This is a genomic window from Pseudoalteromonas sp. T1lg65, from assembly GCF_051930985.1.
GTDB lineage: Bacteria > Pseudomonadota > Gammaproteobacteria > Enterobacterales > Alteromonadaceae > Pseudoalteromonas.
On record NZ_CP196837.1, the window covers coordinates 2,428,401 to 2,449,129 of the forward strand.

Genomic DNA, 20,729 nt, shown 5'->3' on the forward strand with positions numbered 1-20,729 from the left:
ATCGCTCCCCACAACGATAACAACATGATAACAAGAGTACTGGTTTGCCTGTCAATGTTGCTTACAGCTTGGTTTTGCGCCGCTGATAGTCTTAACGTTGGCTATTTTAAGGATGGAAAATATCACCTCGTGCAAGGTGAGCAATACGAAGGCGGATACCTTTATAATAAGCAGGCAGATAAGCCCTTGGTACACATGGTCACTCTAGACTGGCCTCCGTATATTGGAGAGCAACTCTGCAATAAGGGATGGGTTTTTCAATTTGCAGTGGCCTTGCTTGCAGATCAAGGATTCCCAGTTTATGTCGAGTTTTTACCTTGGGCACGAGCAGTTCGTGCAATCGAGACAGGCAAAGCAGATATCCTATTCCCTGAATATTATATAGAAGACTCAGCGCCATCCGATTACGTTCCTGGTACAACAAGAAGAGAACTACTGGCACTGTCCAATGCGTTTCCGGGCGGTGAAATCGGTTTTATGAAACGACGCGGTGAGGCAGAACGATTTGATGGTAATTTGAGTTCAATAAAAGACGAAGTGATTGGCGTTGTAAGAGGGTATCAGAATACTCCCGAGTTTGATGCAATGATGGACAACAATGAGTTTGTCACTATCGAGGCCGTTGATGATTTGCAGCTAGTTAAACTGTTGGTTGGGAAACGCGTTAATCTAATTATTGGCGACCCCAAAGTATTAAGATTTACTGTCAACTACTCCTCTTTATCTAAAGCTGAAAAAGTAGAATTGCTGCGGAGCATTGAAACCGTAAAAGTTCCTTTAAAATACAACCATTTATACTTCGCTTTAAGCAAAGCCAAAAAGACTTGGCGCTCACTGTTGCAGGCCATTAACAGAGGGTTGTATCAATTTGACAACCGTGGTGAAACGCAACGTATGATTGAAATGGGCAGCAGTGAATGCTTCTAACCGCAGCGTACAACTAACCAAAGGTGCGAAATAAGCAGTTTTACCGGGCCAATTCGCTTATCCGCAGCCAAGCTTAGTTAATACCAATATACTTATGTACCTGCACGGATAATCGCCAGTTTTTTGCCTTACAAGTGTCTATGGCTAATTTAGTCGCTCTGGCCTTTTGGCTGATCGGTTGCAAATAAACCAATTTGTCCGAGGTTTCTGTTGCTTGAAGTAATTCTTCAAGTTCTTCAACATGTTTTTGAATTGCCACAGGGTGTTTAATTTCATTTGCCCTTTGCATGGCTGAGCTAAGTACTTGGTAGCCACCCCGCATATTAATCTTGGGTGACACCGTAACCCAAGTCTCTTCAGGCGCTTTGATTTCGAACGTGCCACTCGTCTCAATCTGAGTGGTGAAGCCAGCTTGATGAAGAGTCTCACAGAGCGGAATAAGATCATACATACATGGCTCTCCCCCTGTAATTACTACATGCTTTGCTTGATATCCGCGCTTGTTAAATTCCGATAAAATTTGCTCAGCGCTGACGTTAGCCCAGCTTTCTGAATCGGCTTTTTTTTCAACAACACTATCTAGTGAAACGATGTAGGTGTCTTTGGCATGCCATGTTTGTTTTGTGTCGCACCAAGCGCAACCAACAGGACAACCTTGCAGGCGTAAAAAAATTGACGGTGTGCCAGTAAAACTTGCCTCGCCCTGGATCGTTTCAAAAATTTCATTAACTTTGTACAAAACAGCCCCATTAAATTGATAGTTTCGTCGAAAAATAGCGCAGGAAAATTGTCATTCACGCAGCAGCCGTGTAGTATATCGCGCCCTGAACTAAACCTCTATTAAAATCGAGTTTGAGCGCATATGAGTGAAAAAGTTGTCGTTATATATTCTGGCGGTATGGATTCTTTTACCGTTTTAAATAAAGCCTTAGCCGCAGGGTGTGAAGTCTATGCGCTGTCTTTTAACTATGGCCAACGACATGTAAAGGAATTAAAAGTAGCCGCTTCAGTATGTGAGTCTCTCGGTGTAGAACACAAAATTGTCGATATATCTGCAATTAATCAACTGATCGGTGGCTCCAGCCTCACCGATGATATAGATGTTCCAGAGGGACATTACGAAGAAGAGAGCATGAAAAGTACCGTCGTGCCAAACCGCAATATGATATTGCTTTCTCTTGCCGTTGGGTATGCGGTATCTCTTAAAGCAAACAAGGTTTATTACGGTGCTCACTCTGGTGACCATGCAATTTACCCAGACTGTCGCCCCGAATTCGTTAAAAAGATGGACGATGTATGTAGAATCGCCAATTACGAAGAAATTGAAATCGTTTGTCCGTATCTTAATAGCAGCAAAATTGACATTCTGACAGATGGGTTAAACATGGGATTGGACTACAGCCAAACATGGACTTGCTATAATGGTCGAGAAAAAGCTTGTGGTAAGTGTGGTGCTTGCCAAGAACGACTCGAAGCATTTGCGCTGAATAACGCCACAGATCCACTGGAATACGAGTAATACTACCAAACTAAGCAAAAAGGAGGCTAATGCCTCCTTTACAATCCTTAAATGTTGATTTATTTCACTGGCAGCTCAACGCACTCAAACAAAGCGTCAATATCTTCTTGGTTCCTGAGTAGACTTGCTTTTTCTACAACATCTTTAGTCAAGTGCGGTGCAAAGCGCTCAATAAAATCATACATATAGCCACGCAAGAAACTGCCTTTTCTGAAACCTATTTTGGTTGTACTTGCTTCAAATAGGTGACTTGCATCAATACAAACCAAATCAGAGTCAGATACTGAATCCAAAGCCATCGAAGCTAGCACTCCAACACCTAACCCTAACCGCACATAAGTCTTAATTACGTCAGCATCAGTTGCAGTAAACACAATATGAGGTTCCAAACCATGTGCGTTAAAGGCCTTATCTAGCTCTGAGCGACCAGTAAACCCAAAAACGTAAGTGATCAATGGATACTTAGCAACGTCAGGTACCGTAATCGCTTTACCCTTTTGCGCTAATGGGTGATCTTTGGTGACAACGATGCTTCTGTTCCAATGGTAGCAAGGTAGCATAACTAAGTCGCTGTACAGGTGTAACGCTTCTGTTGCAATTGCAAAGTCAGCGTCCCCTCTTGCCGCAGCATCTGATATTTGCTGTGGCGTACCTTGATGCATATGCAATGATACAGCCGGATATTTATTCATGAACCCTTGGATAACAGGAGGAAGTGCATAACGCGCTTGTGTATGTGTGGTTGCAATATTTAGCTTACCTTGATCGGGCTGCGTATGCTCGTTGGCAACCGCTTTGATTCCTTCGACTTTAGACAGGATTTCTCTCGCGATAGTAATTACTTCATTGCCAGCGCTGGTAACGTGTGTCAGATGTTTTCCGCTACGACCGAAAATTTGTACTCCAAGTTCATCCTCTAGCATGCGCACTTGTTTGGAAATACCTGGCTGTGATGTGTACAAGCTTTCCGCTGTTGCTGAAACATTGAGGTTGTGATTTAACACCTCAACGATATATCTCAATTGTTGTAATTTCATATTGCTTTTATTCTTATAGTCTCGTTATTGAGTACTGAACTTCAAGTCAGAACGGCCACCAATTAATTGGGCGAGAGAGTCAGCCACACTGCATATTTTACCATTCTGTAGGCTAGCACATTTATAGGCAATGAGGTAGCACCCCTAACATTATGTGTTAAAAAACGACAACGGTTTAAGCTGAACCTTTCGATTTGTATTCAAACTACGCGACTATTAACAACTCAGCTATAATAAAAAATAATGAATTCTTTGAATTTTTTACGGGTCGAAACGTTAAACCTATTCAGAATGCGATGATTTCATGTAAGATAAAAGTTGTTGTTAGCTGTCAATAAAGAGATTGAGTATGTTTGTCGCTATAATAATAATGTTGATTGTCGCATTGATCGTCATAGCGGTCTGGGTCAGTGCTGTGCAACAGCATAAAGAAAAACAAGAAGCCGAAAGACGCAAAGAGCTCGCCAAACAGAAAAAAATCATCGAAGATGCTGAAGATGTCATTCTTAACAGCTCAAATATCCCGATGTCTGAGATCATGATCCGAATCATTCAGCGTCGTGTTCATGATGCCCTTGCTGTGATGGTTGAGCTGTCACCAACCTCCAGAGAACTCAAAAATCGATTACATGAATCGCAAGAGCGAATGAACAATCCGATTGAGCGATCTCCTGAGTCTGAAACTCTGGTACTTCCTGACAACGACAAACAACTTATCTCGTTAGTGCAAGGGATTAAAAAATTAAGACAACTTGTACGTTCTGAGCACAGCAAAGGAAAAGTAGACACTCAAATATTCGTTGCTGAGGATAAAAAGTTAGAACGTTTACAACTGAGAATAAACGTCGAAAGCCAAATCAAACGCGGGGTGTCAGCGAGGACCGCAAATATGGTGGGTTCTGCCAGACAGTATTTTGAGAAAGCCTATGCCACGATTTGTAGCGTAACTTACTCTGATGAATACACTCAACAAAAGAAAGCGGAATTGGAAACTTATTTGCAAGAAATAAGTAATGAGCTCAGAGCATCTAACGCATCAGCAATCAAGAAAAAAGCAGAGCAAGAACAGGACGATCTCGATGTGCTATTTGCACCGAAGAAAAAGTGGTAAGCCACTTTTTCTTCGCTTACCGTACTAAGCTGAAAAGGCAAATTTAGCTACAAATAACAATGTCAGCACCCAAACACTAATACTGATTTCGTTAGCTTTGTTACAGATCACTTTGACCGCTGTATAAGCGATAAAACCTAACGCAATACCATGTGCGATAGAAAATGTCAGTGGCGTCATGAGTAATACCACACTAACGGGTATCGCATCACTCATCTCATCCCACTCAACTAACTTTAGGTTTTGCAGCATCAATACGGACACATACAAAATCGCACCAGCTGTCGCGTAAGCGGGCACCATTTGAGCCAACGGAGCGAAAAAAATCATCATCAAAAAACAAACTCCGACTACCACCGCAGTCAAACCCGTCTTACCACCGACAGACACACCTGACACCGATTCAATATAGGAAGTCGTGGTAGATGTGCCCAACATCGCTCCCGCTATGGTTGCTGAGCTATCTGCTGATAAAGCTCGACCTAATCTAGGCATATTACCTTTGTCGTCTGATAATCCGGCCTTTTGCGTGACCGCTACAAGTGTTCCACTGGTATCAAACAAATCAACAAATAGAAAAGCAAACACGACACTCAGCATAGAGAGCTCAAATACCCCACTAAAGTCAAGCTGCATTAATGTAGGTGCAATACTCGGTGGTGCAGATACGATCCCTTGAAATTCAACAAGGTCAAAAAGCCATGCGAGTGAGGTTACTACCAAGATGCTGATCAGCACTCCGCTTTTTACATCTCGGTACATCAGAGCAGCAATGATAAAAAAGCTAAGAATCGCCAATAATGGACCTGCTGCGGTGATATCACCAAGCTGCACTAAGGTCGCGGGGCTTGTCACTATTATTTTCGCATTTTTTAACGCAATCAAGGCTAAAAATGCTCCTATACCTGTAGCAATTGCTCTTTTCAGCACTAGAGGAATGGCTTGGATCACCCACTCTCTAATTTTAAAAATACTAAGCAGTAGAAATAGACAACCAGACATAAACACAGCCCCCAGGGCGCTTTGCCAGCTATACCCCATGCCGAGTACCACACCATAGGTAAAAAACGCATTCAGCCCCATTCCTGGCGCTAATGCCAACGGGTAATTTGCCCAAAAGCCCATAATGAAACATCCAATTGCCGCAGCGATACAAGTCGCGACAAACGCAGCACCATGATCCATGCCAGCTTCCGCAAGCATAGCTGGATTGACGAAGATGATATAAACCATTGTTACAAAAGTGGTTAAACCTGCAATGACTTCTGTTCTGATATTAGTTTTCATCGCACTAAGTGAAAATAACTTTTCGAGCATAATTGGCATAGAGTGTACAAGGAACAAGTAGTTGGATTTTAACACGAAATACTTTAAATCACGGACAAAATAGTTAAAAATCGGCTACAATCAAGTTACCTAGACTGTTGCGATTGAATATATGGATCAAAGTCACCAAGACAATTCATCATCCCATGATTTAGAACAACAACTATTGAATGTTCTAGATTTTGTCACTGCACCGCCAAATAGTGATGCGAGATTGCCTGACCCAAAAGACAATAATCAAGCGGTTAAAAAAGGCCTTTATTATTTGAAAGAGCAGTCGTTTCCTCTGGCTGCAAAATGGCTTCGACTAGGCGCCATGTCAGGCGATTTAAAAGCACAATTTTTTCTAGGCCTGTTGTTTATGAAAGGTCAAGGTGTGCCACCTAGTCCATTTCATGCAGCAGCTTGGCTTTCTCTGGCTGCGAGTCAAGGCCATAGCGGCGCTAAAGAAATGCTGTTAAAAGTTCGTCAATGTATTACCACAAAAAGATTTCAAGATGCTCAATGTTACGCCGCAACGCTATATGAGCAGATACATTCCCTTAAGTATCTGAATAACTAGCACTCAACCATCGCCGTTGGGTGCCCCTTTCACTTAATAAAACTCCAATATATTCAAACTATTAATAGAATTTTTTGTGTAATTACCAGCGACTCTCCACGTGATTGTGCAAAAAAATAGCAATTTAATGCTTGCCAACAAACACTGTATAAACTACTGTATACACAGTTACTGTATAAATACCCAGTGAGGCAATTATGTTACAAACAAACAGTTCTCGATTAGCATTTAGCTCGACCGCTGCCACTAAAAGCAACATTGTTAATACCGTATACGTTGCAGATGAAATTGTCGCCAGCCTTGAACTACTAAAGATTTTGCATGTTGATCAAACCAAGCTTGGGTGGACATTACTCATCGCTCCAGATAACGTTCCAAACAAAGCGATGTTGGAAAATAGTAATATCGATTCAAGCAAGTTGCTGATCATTAGACAAAAACATATTTATAATTTGGAATATGTGCTACAAAGTGCAATTAAAAATGGTAACTTCGCCTCTGTCGTTATTTGGACAAACATTTCAAGCCCAAAAGCGATTGAAGAAATGCTGAGTGTCAATAATAGTAAAACAGGAATACATTGTTTCAGTAACCCTCTAGATTGTACAATGCAGCCGGAAATGAACTGTGCTTGAGATTTAGGGTGTATGAAGTGCTATTGTAAATCTGGTGAGGTGTTCTCAACTTGTTGTGAACCACTACTTAATAACGTAAAAATCCCGCTATCGCCTTTGCAATTAATGAGGTCTAGATATAGTGCTTACTGTTTGAAAAATGCTGCTTATATTGCTCAAACATATGCACACAAGCAACAGTCTGAAAATAGTGAAGCGGACATAAAATCCTTCGCCGACTTTGCGACCTTTATCAATTTAGAGATATTGGATCATAGTGATGACGCAAGCACTGGAATTGTTGAGTTTAAGGCGCATTACATTGCTGAAGGACAACACCATGTGTTGCATGAGCGCTCAAATTTTATTAAAGAAAATAACCTGTGGCGTTATGTGAATGGGTCTTTATTTGAAACACCTGTTATGAAGTTAAGTAGAAATGATATGTGCCCCTGCAACAGTGGCAGTAAATATAAAAAGTGTCATGGTAAATAGAGTCTTTTTTAGCCTAAGCACTCGCCTTTAGCATTGTCTGCATATCTCCAGCTGCGATTTGGTCATAAAACGCAGCAGCATCCATTTGTTTATCTGCTACTAGGTCAAGTTTTCCCTGAGCTTTAGCGAGTCGTCTTTTCACCGCAGGTTCAAGGTTTTCAACTACTTCCAAATGAATATGCTTCTTATCATCTCGAACAGCAAAAGGCTCTGGGTTTAAGCATTCTTGTAAACGCAAACTGACTAATGAACTTGCCGCAAATAATTTGCCATTATTTTGACCTATTAACATATTGTATTCTTTTGGTGCTAACGGTTTTTGTGGGCCAATTTCAAATTCACGCTTTAGTTGAGATTCTGAGTGGTCTTTTTCTGGCTGTTCTGATTTAGGGAGATGGAATTGGCTAAAATCCAAAGCATCGTGCGACAGCATAGACAGCAACATCGCAAAGTCTGCCGAGCGCGTTTCATGCACGCTGACATTTAACGCTGTGCCTAGCTGCGCCTCATCGATTAAAACTCCATCAACCTGCATATAAACCAACCGATTTATCATCTCAATACAGATTTATCGGCATTTTTCATAAAAACTTTAGTGGTTTTCTTTACTTCGGAAAAAACTTTGTTATTATCACCGCCGTTGTTTAGGAGGGGTTCCCGAGCGGCCAAAGGGATCAGACTGTAAATCTGACGGCACTGCCTTCGCTGGTTCGAATCCAGCTCCCTCCACCACAACAACAACCTACAATTTGGAGGGGTTCCCGAGCGGCCAAAGGGATCAGACTGTAAATCTGACGGCATTGCCTTCGCTGGTTCGAATCCAGCTCCCTCCACCACTTATACGAAATTGTAGTTTCTCTTTAGGAGGGGTTCCCGAGCGGCCAAAGGGATCAGACTGTAAATCTGACGGCACTGCCTTCGCTGGTTCGAATCCAGCTCCCTCCACCACTACTTATTATTCTTTTTCTATCATCAGTTTATCACCGCATTGCTTTAAATAGTCCCGTGCGGATTGATATCCGTCTCCATAAAATTGGGTCACTAAGTTCCAAAAGCGTAAATTATGTGCCATCACATGAAAGTGTGCGAGTTCGTGGACAACCACATAGTCAACCACTGACTTTGGTGCCCCAACCAGTAAAGTGTTAAACGCCAGTACCCCTTTTGATGAGAAACTCCCCCAACGGCTTTTATATTCTCTTACCTTCAAGGTGTTGTAGTTACTGTGCATACTCTCTTGGTATTTAGGAATGGCGACCTCTAGGTAATCTAACAGGATCTGTCTTAGCACAGTCATCAACATCTTCCTGCACTTCTTTGCCAAATAAATACACGGTTGCTGATGATCAACCGACGTGTGTGTTCGCGTAATTTCGATTCTATAGTGAATCCCAAAAACTAATACTCTGAAGTCGACAAAAGGTTGCTGATGAATAAGCACGCTCTGCTCAGTCAATTTACTTTGGATCCAGTTGGATTTACTCCTAATCCAATCGTGCAGCCAAGTATCACAAACATGATAAGGCGCATACACTTGAACTTGCTTATTCTTAATTTTTATCGCCACACTCTTACGACGGTGACTTTTTCTCACACTGTAGTTCACTGTACACAACCTGAAAATTTTACCGCTATAGTTTATCCCACTGCGACTTTGAATACCAAGCAAGTACTCTATTTCATTATAACGCCATATTTATTAATAGATTTTTTCAAAATTCTCTGTAGCGTTCCATTTTACTGCTACGCTTATAAGAAACAAAAGTAAAGTAGAAGACGACTATGCCAGATAAACCTATTTGCCAATATACTTCTCCTGATGGGCATAAGTGTTCTGAGATTGATATGGGCTCTGGGTATTGTTTTTGGCATGACAATAAGTTCGACAAGAGTGGTCTAGAGCTTACTCAAAAACTCGAGCGTTACGCTAAACGCGGTGGTTTACTACAAGGGTTAGAGTTAAAACGAGCAAACCTTGAAGGCTTAAACCTTGTTAAGTTTGATGATCATCGCGGTTATGACCTTTCTTACAGTAATTTTTATCGCACCAACCTAAAAGGTGCACACCTTTTCAATAACACAATTAACAATGCTTCCTTGATGAAAGCTGATTTACGTGAAGCCAGTCTGCACTGCTGTAAACTAGAAAACACTAACTTGCTGGGGATCAAACTAGATAATACTCGCATAGATAACATGCATCTTGGTGATCACCTACTACAAGAAAGCCAAGCGATGGAAGCTAGAAAAAATAAAGCGAAGGAAGATGCTGAAGATCTTTTCCAACAATCAGAGGAAATCTATCGCTTATTGAGAAAAGGAGCAGAAAACCAAGGCCTGTTCGAGATGGCGGGAAAATTCACTTATAAAGAATTGCGCATGCGCCATGCTCAATACCCGCGTTATTCCAAAAAGCACCTCATTTCAAGCTTTGTTGATTTACTTTGCGGATATGGAGAAAAGCCTGAAAATGTCATCCGGTTTAGCCTTGGCATGATCGTATTTTGTGCGATTTGCTATTTTGTATTTGGGGTCTCATACGAAGACCAGTTGTTGCATCTCAATTTCAATAACAGCATCGAGGACAACATCTTAGCCTTACTAAACAGTTTTTACTTCAGCGTTGTCACGTTTACTACGCTAGGGTACGGCGACATCACCCCATTGGGAGTTTCGAGGCTTATCGCTGCCATTGAAGCATTCACTGGCAGCTTCTCTCTCGCGTTATTCGTTGTTGTGTTTGTAAAACAAATGACTCGATGAACCCGTGATCACTCACTGATACTTATCTCACTTTTTAACTGTTCGAGGAAATCGAGCATGTAGTCAGTTCTTTGCTTGGCTTGCTTCTTGGCAGATTGAGTATGCATGTTATTAGCAATGTGTAACAACTTAATAAAAAAGTGATCGAGTGTATATCGGGTATCGTCAGGCTGGCGATTTTGACAAAATGGATCTTCAGTGTGATACAAATGCCGTGCAATTGCACCACCTACTTTCATGCAGCGACTAACACCTATAGCGCCTAGTGCATCCATTCTGTCTGCATCTTGAACAATCTTTGCTTCCAATGTCTTTGGTTCAACACCCGCGCTAAAACTATGCGCGATAATAGCGTGATGTATTGCTGGTAGTTTTTCTTCCGGGTAACCAAGATGCTCCAAAAAAGTAACCGCTTTATCAGCTGCCAGTTTTGACGCTTTGGCTCTATCAGGATGATTTTTCGCAACCGCGACACAATCATGCAACCAAGCAGCTGGAAGCACCACTTCAATATCAGCACCCTCAGCTTCACACAACGACTTCGCTACTTTGACTACTCGTTTAACATGAGAGAGGTCATGTGCGGTATCGGCAAATGGTGTGGATAGCATAAATTCTTCGCAGGCTGCTTCTAATTGTTGCATTTTCAATGTCTTTACACTCGGCGATTAGGGTATTTGATTGTATGTTGCCACACGCTTCACTAAAATGGCAGCAATGAATAGTTAATTGAGAAATTATATGTCTTGTGCCCTATACCTCCAACCCGGTAGAGAAAAGTCTTTAAATCGGAAGCATCCTTGGATCTTCTCTAAAGCGATTAAGAAGATTAAAGGCAAACCGGCTTTGGGCGACACTGTTAAGATATATTCAAATGACGGTAAATATCTAGCAACTGCAGCTTACAGTCCTGACTCACAGATCAGAGCGCGCGTATGGAGCTTTGATGAATCTCAGCAGATAGACCAAAGCTTCTTCGAACAAAAATTACGCCGTGCTCTAGACGCACGGCAATATGTAATAGAACAAGGCGGCTTAACAGGATATAGACTATGCGCTGCTGAGTCTGATGGATTACCAGGTATTACCATAGATAAGTTTGACAATTATTTGGTTTGCCAGTTACTTAGTGCCGGTGCTGAGCGACATAAAGGTGAGATTGTTGCTGCACTCAATACCCTATTCCCAGATTGCAACGTATACGAACGTTCAGATGTAGATGTCCGCAAAAAAGAAGGCCTAGATAAAATTACTGGGGTTCTTTCTGGCCAAGAACCGCAAGCTAATGTCTTAATTGAAGAAAACGGATTAAAGCTAGAAGTTGATATTAAATCAGGCCACAAAACCGGCTTTTATCTAGATCAACGTGACAGCCGCGCTGCACTCGAACGCTTCTCGGAAGGTAAAGAAGTACTCAACTGCTTTTGTTATACTGGCACCTTTGGTTTATACGCGCTGCGAGGAGGCTGTGAAAAGGTTATCAATGTCGATGTTTCTCAACCGGCTTTAGATACAGCTAAACGAAACGTAGAACACAATAACCTTGATTTATCGCGTGCTGAGTTTGTCAAACAAGATGTATTTAAACTTTTAAGACAATACCGTGACGAAGGTCGCACGTTTGACACAATTGTTATGGACCCGCCCAAATTTGCTGAGAGCAAAGCTCAGCTAACCGGTGCATGCAGAGGGTATAAAGACATTAACATGATTGCGATGCAAATCCTTAAACCAGGCGGCACATTACTCACTTTCTCTTGCTCAGGCTTGATGGAGCAGAACCTATTTCAAAAAGTTGTTGCCGATGCTGCATTGGATGCTGGTAAAGAGTTACTAATTATGGAGCGACTTAACCAAGCGGCTGACCACCCCATAGCTGGCAACTACCCTGAGGGATTTTATCTTAAAGGCTTGATCTGCAAGGTTTACTAGTGCTTTTTGATAGTAGCCATAAAACATAATCTACGCAATTGACTCTGTTACGGAATGACAGAGTCAAAAACAACCCCTAAAGTTGCCATATACAATATGTAAATTACTGACGTTTTCATGATGGTCATGAGCCAACTTTGCCTATACATAGTTTTAAATGCATATACAAAGTACCATAACAAATAGAGAATAAAGGGTACTTGCAATGCAACATAAGCGCTATGCTTGCTCTCAACAGCTTCTAAGGGTGCTAATATCATCAAAGCGAGATAAAACACGCTGTGAATATGCATCGACAGTACGACATTACTGATAAAATAACTCTTTCGGAAAAAACACTTCGTATACAAAGCGAACATCGGAAACAGCAAAAACATTGCCTTAGAATAAAGACTAACCGTGGACTCTGATAGCGTTTGCCCACTGTTATAAACCGCCTGAAAACTATTGAAGAATAAGAAAAATACAACACTAATTACCAAGTATAAACGTAATGGTGGTGTGTATTTGTTACGCTTTCCTTGGCTGAATTCATATGACGCTACGCCTGGTTTGAGTAGCACTGTTCGTAATGTCAGCCACAATCGACCATCAATATCCAATAGCTCATGTAAAGACTCTTTGGCAAACGTGAAAAATGAGACCTGATAGCTTCTAGTACTTTGACCGCAATGAGAACAGTATTTGGCATCAGGAACTAGATATGCCTGACAGTTTGCACATGATTGGGTCATAAAACGGCTACTACTCGTTATCAAAAAACAGTATGGTGCCAGACTCAATCAAAAAGGACAACGTTCAGATACTTGTACATAGTAGAAGGAAATGAAACCAGTCTCGTTCCAATTTTACTTCAAGTGAGGACTATCGCGCATACCCAAAGGCAGCTTTGCTTAGCGTCTTTGTGAACACGTATAAACTAGCTGTGCTAAACACGACAGATGAATATGAATACAAATACTCAGCAAGGTTTAACTAAGCACCAATATATTTTAATTAAATTGTGTTATTTCAAGCCCAACAGTCCATTGCTCATCCTGCTCTTGAGTACAACGAATTATTTTCGCATGGGCTTTGAGAGGTTGGATCATATCACCGCTAGATTCGATATAAACTTCCACTGTCACGTTGGGTTCCAGCGGCTCATCTAGTACAACCGACATACCAGTAGCACTCAAATCATGACAAAAGCCACGATAAACTCTTCCAGATTCCAGCTCTGTGATCCGCGCTTCGGCTTTGACTGTCATGCGCATAAATCGGCGTTTGTCATCGTGTATCATTATTATCTCCTACACCATGGATTTGATCTTTTCCAACAAAGATTGCATTGAGAATGGTTTCACAAAGTAGGCATCACAACCAGCTTCAAATCCAGCCTGTTTTTCTTGTTCTGACTCTAGGCCTGACACCATAAGCACTGGAATATTTTTTGTCTCGGGCGTATTTTTTAACATCCGACACGTATCATAACCATCCAAACCAGGCATACACACATCCAGTAAAATCGCATCGGGCGGATCTGCGATGGCATTTGACAAGCAGCTCGTGCCCGAATCCGCATAACTTAGTTCAAGCGCGTCAGACAAAGCCACCTCTAGCATTTCATAATTGAAATACTCATCATCTACCACTAGCACATGTGGCGCTTTTTTCCTTTGTTCTCGTATGGACATCACTAATGTCGCTTCCTTATCGCAATCCAAAAGATTCTTTCCTCTTAATATAAAGTAATGCTCGTACATTAAAATGCAAGTTATATTGCACACTCTTTAATCGCATTAAGTACTCTCTTTGCCGATATTGGGTAGGCAGTACCCAGTGTTTGCGCAAAAAGCGAGACTCTCAGTTCTTGTTGCATCCAAAAGATATGTGCTAACTCTTCAGGCACTGGCATTCCAGACGGAATCTTCGCCAATTTTTCCTGATATGCTGATTCCACTTTTTCCAATTCTAGTACACAGATACGATCGCGGTTCGGATCTACAGGCAACTTTTCCAGGCGCTTTTCAATCGCTTTCATATAACGCAAAATATCCACTAGTTTGTCGGCACCATGCGCGGTAACAAAGCCTTTGAATACTAGGCGTTGTAACTGAGATTTTATATCACCATGAGCGGTTATCATGGTTAAATCTACCTTGCCTTTCATACGTTTATTAATCGCATGTGCAATACTCAGTACCGCCTCGACCTGCTTAGCGACTTCCACCACGGTGTCACCCAGTTCACCGCGGATACGTTCTTTTGCTTGTTCAAAAGCGGACTCGTCTCGGATCTCAGGAAACGATTTAAGTAACTTATCTACACCCGCACTCGTGCAGTCAGCGATAAGGTCTTGAACTTTTCCGAATGGATTGAAATACAACCCCAACTTTGCTTTGTTGGGCAAATGTTGCTGCAGATATTTAACGGGTGATGGCACATTGAGTAGCACCAGTCGACGTAATCCTTGAGCATGAGCTTCTTTAGCTTTGATTTCATTATCAAATAGCTCGATTGCTGTGCTTTGTTTTTTATCCACCAGCGCTGGAAACGCTTTAATCTCAAACTGTCCTTGCTTTTTAGTATATTCAGTGGGTAGCTCACCAAAACTCCAGCTCTCAATCTGTTTTTGCTCTATACCGGCTTCAGCAACCTGCGAAAGCGTTTCGGTGACTTTCCCCTGTAACGATGCTTTCAAGTGAGTCAGATCGGTACCTTGACCCAACGCTTTGCCCTGATCGTCGACCACTTGGAACTGCATTTTTAAATGAGGTTCAAGCGCCTCATAGTCCCAATCATTCTCAGTAACTTTGACACCAGTCATTCTCAGTAAGCGTGTAGCTAGGGCTTCTGCAAGTTTACCTTGCATTGGTTCAATAGAAGCTAGCACCGCATCTGCATAGTTAGGAGCTGGTACAAAATTTCTTCGCAGTGTTTTTGGCAACGATTTAATCAAGCCACAAATCAGTTCATGTCGCAGTGCCGGAATGTGCCAATCAAAACCCGAGTCATCCACCTGATTAAGGAGCGCGAGTGGAATATTGACGACCACGCCGTCAAGTGACTTACCGGGTTCAAAATGATAACTCAATGGTAAGATAATATTGCCTTGTTGCCAGGTATCAGGATAGTTTGCTTCGGTAATTTCCTCTGCGCCGTGTTGCATCAACAACTCACGTGTCATATGCAAAAAGCGTTTATCTTTTTGCTTTTGTGTACGCCACCATTTATTGAACGCAGCTCTATTGTTTATCTCAGCAGGGATCTTATCGGCATAGAATGCAAATAGGTCTTCTTCATCGACGAGAATGTCTCTACGTCTCGCCTTATTCTCGAGATCTTGAACTTCTCTGATAAGCTTAATGTTATGCGCCATAAACGCTTCATTTTGGCCTAGCTGTTCGTTGACCAGCGCTTCGCGAATAAAAATCTCACGGCTGATTTTAGGATCAATATCGCTGTATACCGTTCGCTTTCTGCCAACAATGATCAAGCCATATAAAGTCTGTTGCTCAAAGGCAATTACCGCGCCTTGTTTCTTTTCCCAATGGGGTTCACTGTAACTTCGATTCACCAGATGCTGCGCCATCGGCGAAATCCAATTAACATCAATCTTAGCATTCACCCGTGCATACAATTTACTGGTTTCAACCAGCTCAGCGGACATTAACCACTTTGGACTCTTTTTAAATAGGCTGGAACCTGGGAAAATATGAAACTGACTGTTTCTTGCCCCTTTGTATAACTGTTTTTGTTTTTCGTCTTTGACACCAATATGGCTCAACATACCGCTCAACAAGGCTTGGTGGATTGCCTCATTTGAAGCGGGATTACCCGTTGTTTTTAGCCCTAATTCTTCACACACCGTCGTAAGCTGATAGACAATATCTTGCCACTCACGCACTCGCATGTAGGCGAGAAAATCTTTCTGACACTGCTTTCTGAATTGATTTCTAGACAGCTCTTGCTGTTGTTGCTCAATGTAGTTCCATAGATTCAAGTAAGCAATAAAGTCTGAATCCTCGGTTTCAAAACGGCTATGCTTTTCATCCGCCTGACCGCGCTTTTCTTGTGGCCTTTCTCGGGGATCTTGAATCGATAAAGCTGCTACGATAACGATTACTTCCCACAGTGAACCAAACTCTGCAGCCGACATCACCATTTTAGCCAATCGCGGATCGATAGGCAGTCGACTTAGCTTTCTTCCTGACTCGGTTAATTTGGCATTTTCTCGACGCTTGGCAGGTTGCACCGCTTGCAGTTCTTCAAGCAACGTCATGCCATCTTTGATGTTGCGGCTATCTGGCGCTTGTACAAATGGGAACTGACTAATATCACCAAGGCCTAATGCGAGCATTTGTAAAATAACGGAAGCTAAATTAGTGCGTAGGATCTCTGGGTCGGTAAACTCTGGACGACCCAGAAAATCTTCTTCAGAGTACAAGCGAATACAAATACCGGATGCAACACGACCACAACGCCCCTTTCGCTGATTTGCACTCGCTTGTGAAATAGCTTCAATAGGTAATCTTTGCACTTTAGTGCGATAACTGTAGCGGCTTATCCGTGCAGTTCCGGGGTCTATAACATAGCGAATGCCCGGTACCGTCAAAGATGTTTCTGCCACGTTTGTCGATAACACGATTCTGCGCTGACTGTGTGGTGCAAAAATCTTGTTTTGCTCTGCATTGGATAAACGCGCATACAGTGGAAGGATCTCTACTCCCCGAAGGTTACGCTTGGCTAGCGCATCAGCCGTATCCCTGATTTCGCGTTCACCGTTCATAAAAATCAGTATGTCGCCAGGACCTTCAGCACAAAGTTCATCGACTGCATCGAAGATCCCTTGTAGCTGGTCATTCTCAGCTTCGCCGTTTGCTGAATCGACTTCTTCAATTGGTCGGTAACGTACATCTACAGGGTAAGTTCTGCCAGACACTTCAATAATAGGTGCGTCATTGAAATGTTTGGAAAATCGCTCAGGGTCAATTGTTGCTGAGGTAATAATTACTTTAAGATCGGGTCTTTTTGGTAATAGTTGCTTTAAATAACCTAGGATAAAATCGATATTTAGGCTGCGCTCGTGGGCCTCATCAATAATGATAGTGTCGTATTGATTTAAAAAACGATCTTGTTGAATTTCAGATAGTAAAATACCATCAGTCATCAGCTTCACATAGGTTTTATCAGACACTTGATCAGAAAAGCGAATTTTAAAGCCAACCTCTTGGCCCATCTCACACCCAACTTCCTCAGCAATACGGTTTGCTACGCTTCTGGCTGCTAGACGTCTGGGCTGAGTGTGACCGATAAAGCCATCAATGCCTCGACCTAGTTCTAAACATATTTTTGGTAGCTGTGTGGTTTTACCTGACCCTGTCTCGCCAGCGACAATGACGACCTGGTGGTTAGCAATGGCCGCTTTTATATCGTCTTTCTTCTGGCTTACGGGCAATAACTCGGGGTATTCAACTTTAGGTAGTTGTTCAGCGCGTTTTATTCGTAACGCTTGGCTATTTGCAATAGCTGTGGCAATTTTACTGACAACTTGACTGCGTTTTTCTTCATTGGCTATTTTTTTTGCGCCATGGAGACGCTTTTTTAATATGAAATGATCTTTTTTAAGACAAGTATTCAGCTCTTTAAACAGCGATTCCAACTGCACTACACGACACCTTGTGAATTACTAAAACGCCGTGTAGTTTACCAAAGCAGCAGGAGCTAGCCCAAGTATTTCCTCTAGGAACTTAAATATTTATGATTAAATTTATACGTACCGGTGTCCCGCTTCATAATTGTCGTGTAAATGTTTGTCTAAAGCCAGAAGTACATTTGCTCTACTTATCACCCCCAACAGCCGTCCTTCCTCATCAATGACGGGATAGACCTTTGGCTTGGTGCAAGTCATACGATCTGCAACTTGGACAATACTGTCCTCAGGTTTTAAACACAAAGGTTCGCTATTCATTACATCGGAAACGACACTGTGGGATTCATTTTGGTAGGTAGCTTCTAACATTTTTTTCAAACAATCTTGTTCTGACAAGAAGCCAATAACTTTACGCTGTGCATCTATAACTGGACCACCTGACTGGCCACTTAAGATTAGCTTTTCGACAGCGGACTCTATGCGCATGTCTTGTTTAAAAGTAACCGGACGGTGATTTAAATAATCAGCGACTCTAATTGATTGCATATTCATCTCCATAAAAAACGCCAGCTCTCTATTTCATATTAGCTGGCGTTATGAAGATTGCTTAATTTATGTCACGTTATTCACGATAGATTGCGACAAAGGTTGGCGAAGATGAAGATTTACTCGCTCGATACATACCTTTTGTGTTGAAAGGCATGGCAATGTTGCCCTGTCGGTCCACAATAATCACTCCGCCTGTTCCACCGATTGGCTTTAGCACAGTGCCTATTACTTCTTGTCCTGCCTCGGCAATCGACTTGCCTTGATATTGCACTCGAGCACAAATATCAGCAGCAACATTGTAGCGTATGAAAAACTCACCATGACCGGTTGCAGAAACTGCGCAAGATTGATTATCAGCAAAAGTACCTGCCCCGATAATTGGCGAGTCACCCACACGACCAAAGCGTTTAGCCGTCATCCCTCCGGTGGAAGTACCAGCTGCTAAGTTGCCATTTTGATCAAGTGCTACAGCACCGACTGTCCCTACTTTGTATTCTACGTCGAGGCTTTGATGAAGAGCTCGGTAGTCTTTTGTAGCTGCTTCTTTTTGCTGTAAACGTTTTTTAGCTTCGAGCAAAGATTGATAACGTGATGGCGTATCAAAGTAGTTGTTCTCTACCAAGCTATATCCTCGCTTTCGAGCAAACTCTTCAGCTCCTCGCCCGCTCAACATCACATGAACAGAATGCTGCATTACATCTTTTGCTAAGTTAATTGGGTTTTTAATATGCTTAACTCCAGCAACAGCACCCGCTTGACGGTTCCGCCCGTCCATAATGGACGCATCCAATTCGTGCCCCTCGTCATAGGTATACACCGCCCCTTTTCCAGCATTAAAAAACGGCGAATCTTCCAAGATATTGATGGCAGCTGTTACCGCATCTAAACTTTCCCCACCTTCAGATAAAACTTTATAGCCAGCCTCAACGGCCTCTTGTAACTTGGCTTTATATTGTTGTTCTTTTTCAGGTGTAAAATGGCTTTTTTCTATTGTCCCGGCACCACCATGGATTGCAATAGCGATAGGTGAGTTTGTTTCGGTAGCCCAAGCCACAGAAGTCACGAGAGTCAATAAGCACGTCAGCAAAATATTGTTTTTCATTTGTATGCCTTTTTCAGTAGTCGTGTACTGAGCATGCGGCGATTTTATGGGGGATGCAAGCTTTCAAGTTAAGTAACCTCAGCTGAGGTTAAACAGTCAAGTAATCGAGATGATAAAGTGATCTATTCTGAGGGTTGGCATGAGTGTAAGGAAAGGAAGCTAAAACTAGACTATTGATTAATCCAATTAAATAAAAGTAAGCGCTCATATAAGCGCTTACTTATCAGTCACAATTAAGCGCGCTGTGCCTTCATACGTGCCAAGCGTGCTACTTGGTGAGTAGACGTAAGGAAAGCAAAAATAGGCGCAAGGTAACCACGTTGACGAAGTTCTAGGAACTCTTTGTCATCTAGCTCGTTTAGCTTACGCTCATCAACAAGGTAGATACCATTGATGTCTTTCTTCTCGCCTTTGATTTCAACAGTCAGTGTTTGTTGAACCAATAGCTCTTTGTCAGCTAGATACTTAGTGAAAGCTTCGGTTACGCGAGCAAACTCAACATAGTTAACTAACGCTTCTTTACGACGAGCTAGGTATTCTGTTTCTTTGCCGTCAGCAAACAACGCGTTACCTTCCTCTTCGTTTACTAGAGAGCTTGCTTCATCGATAACAATTCCATATTGGTCTTGCTCTGGGTGCTTAACCAGGCCAAATGGATAACGTGTTGCTGCCATAGGTGCAAAACCTGCAGTCCACTTACCATCTTCTACAAATAGGTTTTCGCCCGGCTCTAGACCAAACATTGCAACCGCTTGAAACTGACCTGTTTCTGAGTTCTTAACAAACGCCATTGGGAATTCAGTCGCTACACGAGCAAATTCGTGCGCAACAACTGGCATTAAGTGCTGTGATTTCAAAAATTCAACGTTCACGCCATTTTTAACTTTGATATTAGCGTGTTTTTCGTTGTGTAAAGGCTGCACTTGTTGCTCTGCCATAATACTGCTCCATCTATTTACTAAATTATTACTTTTTGTGTGCCTAAGGCTAAAGGTTTTGGGGCCAAATTGGAAGTTAAATTTATTTGAAGCGACCTTATGCTTATGTTGCCTAAAGCCAGCCAAACTCACTACTGATTACTGTTAATAAAGTTTCACTGAAGGTTTATTCAACAGCCATTTCTGCCATCTATAGATTTATGCTAAAATCTCGGCTTC

The 20,729-nt window shown here is 42.1% G+C and carries 21 protein-coding genes and 3 tRNA genes; 11 read left to right on the top strand and 13 right to left on the bottom strand.

Annotated features, from left to right (window positions below; genetic code table 11):
- The first annotated feature begins 54 nt into the window (after nt 1–54).
- A complete protein-coding gene (locus tag ACSLBF_RS10670) occupies nt 55–927 on the top strand; it encodes a substrate-binding periplasmic protein (protein WP_440056218.1) in 873 nt (290 codons plus the stop codon).
- 73 nt (nt 928–1,000) lie between these two features.
- Here ACSLBF_RS10670 and queE read toward each other — a convergent pair whose 3' ends face one another.
- Nucleotides 1,001–1,666, bottom strand: coding sequence for a 7-carboxy-7-deazaguanine synthase QueE (gene queE, locus ACSLBF_RS10675; protein WP_440053390.1), 666 nt, complete (start codon nt 1,664–1,666; stop codon nt 1,001–1,003).
- A gap of 123 nt (nt 1,667–1,789) precedes the next feature.
- Between queE and queC the strand changes: the two genes are divergently transcribed.
- Nucleotides 1,790–2,446 (top strand): 7-cyano-7-deazaguanine synthase QueC, encoded by a 657-nt coding sequence (queC, locus tag ACSLBF_RS10680; protein WP_440053391.1) that lies wholly within the window; start codon nt 1,790–1,792, stop codon nt 2,444–2,446.
- Nucleotides 2,447–2,505: 59 nt separating this feature from the next.
- Here the strand turns inward: queC and cysB are convergent, their stop codons facing one another.
- Nucleotides 2,506–3,483 (bottom strand): HTH-type transcriptional regulator CysB, encoded by a 978-nt coding sequence (cysB, locus tag ACSLBF_RS10685; protein WP_440053392.1) that lies wholly within the window; start codon nt 3,481–3,483, stop codon nt 2,506–2,508.
- Between the two features lie 349 nt (nt 3,484–3,832).
- Between cysB and ACSLBF_RS10690 the strand changes: the two genes are divergently transcribed.
- On the top strand, nt 3,833–4,594 hold the full coding sequence (locus ACSLBF_RS10690; RefSeq protein ID WP_440053393.1) for a hypothetical protein: 762 nt from the start codon (nt 3,833–3,835) through the stop codon (nt 4,592–4,594).
- A gap of 24 nt (nt 4,595–4,618) precedes the next feature.
- Here ACSLBF_RS10690 and ACSLBF_RS10695 read toward each other — a convergent pair whose 3' ends face one another.
- Nucleotides 4,619–5,911 carry an NCS2 family permease gene (locus tag ACSLBF_RS10695; protein WP_440056219.1) on the bottom strand — a complete coding sequence of 431 codons (1,293 nt, stop codon included), beginning with the start codon at nt 5,909–5,911 and terminating at the stop codon, nt 4,619–4,621.
- Nucleotides 5,912–6,032: 121 nt separating this feature from the next.
- Between ACSLBF_RS10695 and ACSLBF_RS10700 the strand changes: the two genes are divergently transcribed.
- The 3 genes from ACSLBF_RS10700 (at nt 6,033) to ACSLBF_RS10710 (ending at nt 7,591) form a co-directional block, all read left to right on the top strand.
- On the top strand, nt 6,033–6,482 hold the full coding sequence (locus ACSLBF_RS10700) for a sel1 repeat family protein (RefSeq protein ID WP_440053394.1): 450 nt from the start codon (nt 6,033–6,035) through the stop codon (nt 6,480–6,482).
- A gap of 197 nt (nt 6,483–6,679) precedes the next feature.
- Nucleotides 6,680–7,117: a hypothetical protein gene (locus tag ACSLBF_RS10705; protein WP_440053395.1), complete on the top strand. Its 438-nt coding sequence runs from the start codon at nt 6,680–6,682 to the stop codon at nt 7,115–7,117.
- A 105-nt stretch (nt 7,118–7,222) separates the two neighbouring features.
- Nucleotides 7,223–7,591 (top strand): YchJ family metal-binding protein, encoded by a 369-nt coding sequence (locus tag ACSLBF_RS10710; protein ID WP_440056220.1) that lies wholly within the window; start codon nt 7,223–7,225, stop codon nt 7,589–7,591.
- Between the two features lie 13 nt (nt 7,592–7,604).
- Here ACSLBF_RS10710 and ACSLBF_RS10715 read toward each other — a convergent pair whose 3' ends face one another.
- Nucleotides 7,605–8,126 carry a VC2046/SO_2500 family protein gene (locus ACSLBF_RS10715; protein ID WP_440053396.1) on the bottom strand — a complete coding sequence of 174 codons (522 nt, stop codon included), beginning with the start codon at nt 8,124–8,126 and terminating at the stop codon, nt 7,605–7,607.
- 112 nt (nt 8,127–8,238) lie between these two features.
- Between ACSLBF_RS10715 and ACSLBF_RS10720 the strand changes: the two genes are divergently transcribed.
- From ACSLBF_RS10720 to ACSLBF_RS10730, 3 genes are all read left to right on the top strand, one after another.
- Nucleotides 8,239–8,323: transfer RNA gene (locus ACSLBF_RS10720), tRNA-Tyr, on the top strand.
- Nucleotides 8,324–8,342: 19 nt separating this feature from the next.
- A tRNA-Tyr gene (locus ACSLBF_RS10725) sits at nt 8,343–8,427 on the top strand.
- Between the two features lie 27 nt (nt 8,428–8,454).
- Nucleotides 8,455–8,539, top strand: a tRNA-Tyr gene (locus ACSLBF_RS10730).
- A gap of 7 nt (nt 8,540–8,546) precedes the next feature.
- On the opposite strand, the gene ACSLBF_RS10735 is transcribed toward ACSLBF_RS10730, so the two are convergent.
- Nucleotides 8,547–9,185 (bottom strand): M48 family metallopeptidase, encoded by a 639-nt coding sequence (locus tag ACSLBF_RS10735; RefSeq protein ID WP_440053397.1) that lies wholly within the window; start codon nt 9,183–9,185, stop codon nt 8,547–8,549.
- Nucleotides 9,186–9,373: 188 nt separating this feature from the next.
- On the opposite strand from ACSLBF_RS10735, the gene ACSLBF_RS10740 reads away from it, so the two are divergent.
- Nucleotides 9,374–10,354 (top strand): ion channel, encoded by a 981-nt coding sequence (locus tag ACSLBF_RS10740; protein ID WP_440053398.1) that lies wholly within the window; start codon nt 9,374–9,376, stop codon nt 10,352–10,354.
- Nucleotides 10,355–10,362: 8 nt separating this feature from the next.
- On the opposite strand, the gene ACSLBF_RS10745 is transcribed toward ACSLBF_RS10740, so the two are convergent.
- Entirely contained in the window at nt 10,363–10,998 is a 636-nt protein-coding gene (locus ACSLBF_RS10745) for an HD domain-containing protein (protein ID WP_440053399.1), read from the bottom strand.
- Nucleotides 10,999–11,095: 97 nt separating this feature from the next.
- Between ACSLBF_RS10745 and ACSLBF_RS10750 the strand changes: the two genes are divergently transcribed.
- Entirely contained in the window at nt 11,096–12,286 is a 1,191-nt protein-coding gene (locus ACSLBF_RS10750; protein ID WP_440053400.1) for a class I SAM-dependent methyltransferase, read from the top strand.
- A 47-nt stretch (nt 12,287–12,333) separates the two neighbouring features.
- On the opposite strand, the gene ACSLBF_RS10755 is transcribed toward ACSLBF_RS10750, so the two are convergent.
- The 7 genes from ACSLBF_RS10755 to ACSLBF_RS10785 all read right to left on the bottom strand — a co-directional run bounded on the left by ACSLBF_RS10755 (nt 12,334) and on the right by ACSLBF_RS10785 (nt 20,510).
- Nucleotides 12,334–13,020, bottom strand: a complete 687-nt coding sequence (locus ACSLBF_RS10755; RefSeq protein WP_440053401.1) for a DUF3667 domain-containing protein — start codon at nt 13,018–13,020, stop codon at nt 12,334–12,336.
- Nucleotides 13,021–13,278: 258 nt separating this feature from the next.
- Complete coding sequence (locus tag ACSLBF_RS10760; protein WP_440053402.1) at nt 13,279–13,569, bottom strand: PilZ domain-containing protein; 291 nt, start codon at nt 13,567–13,569, stop codon at nt 13,279–13,281.
- Nucleotides 13,570–13,578: 9 nt separating this feature from the next.
- Nucleotides 13,579–13,962, bottom strand: a complete 384-nt coding sequence (locus ACSLBF_RS10765) for a response regulator (protein ID WP_440056221.1) — start codon at nt 13,960–13,962, stop codon at nt 13,579–13,581.
- A gap of 80 nt (nt 13,963–14,042) precedes the next feature.
- On the bottom strand, nt 14,043–17,936 hold the full coding sequence (gene hrpA, locus ACSLBF_RS10770; RefSeq protein WP_440053403.1) for an ATP-dependent RNA helicase HrpA: 3,894 nt from the start codon (nt 17,934–17,936) through the stop codon (nt 14,043–14,045).
- Nucleotides 17,937–18,038: 102 nt separating this feature from the next.
- Nucleotides 18,039–18,467: a CBS domain-containing protein gene (locus ACSLBF_RS10775; protein ID WP_440053404.1), complete on the bottom strand. Its 429-nt coding sequence runs from the start codon at nt 18,465–18,467 to the stop codon at nt 18,039–18,041.
- Between the two features lie 76 nt (nt 18,468–18,543).
- Entirely contained in the window at nt 18,544–19,572 is a 1,029-nt protein-coding gene (locus ACSLBF_RS10780) for an isoaspartyl peptidase/L-asparaginase family protein (RefSeq protein ID WP_440053405.1), read from the bottom strand.
- 233 nt (nt 19,573–19,805) lie between these two features.
- Nucleotides 19,806–20,510, bottom strand: a complete 705-nt coding sequence (locus ACSLBF_RS10785) for a SapC family protein (RefSeq protein WP_440053406.1) — start codon at nt 20,508–20,510, stop codon at nt 19,806–19,808.
- Between the last annotated feature and the right edge of the window lie 219 nt (nt 20,511–20,729).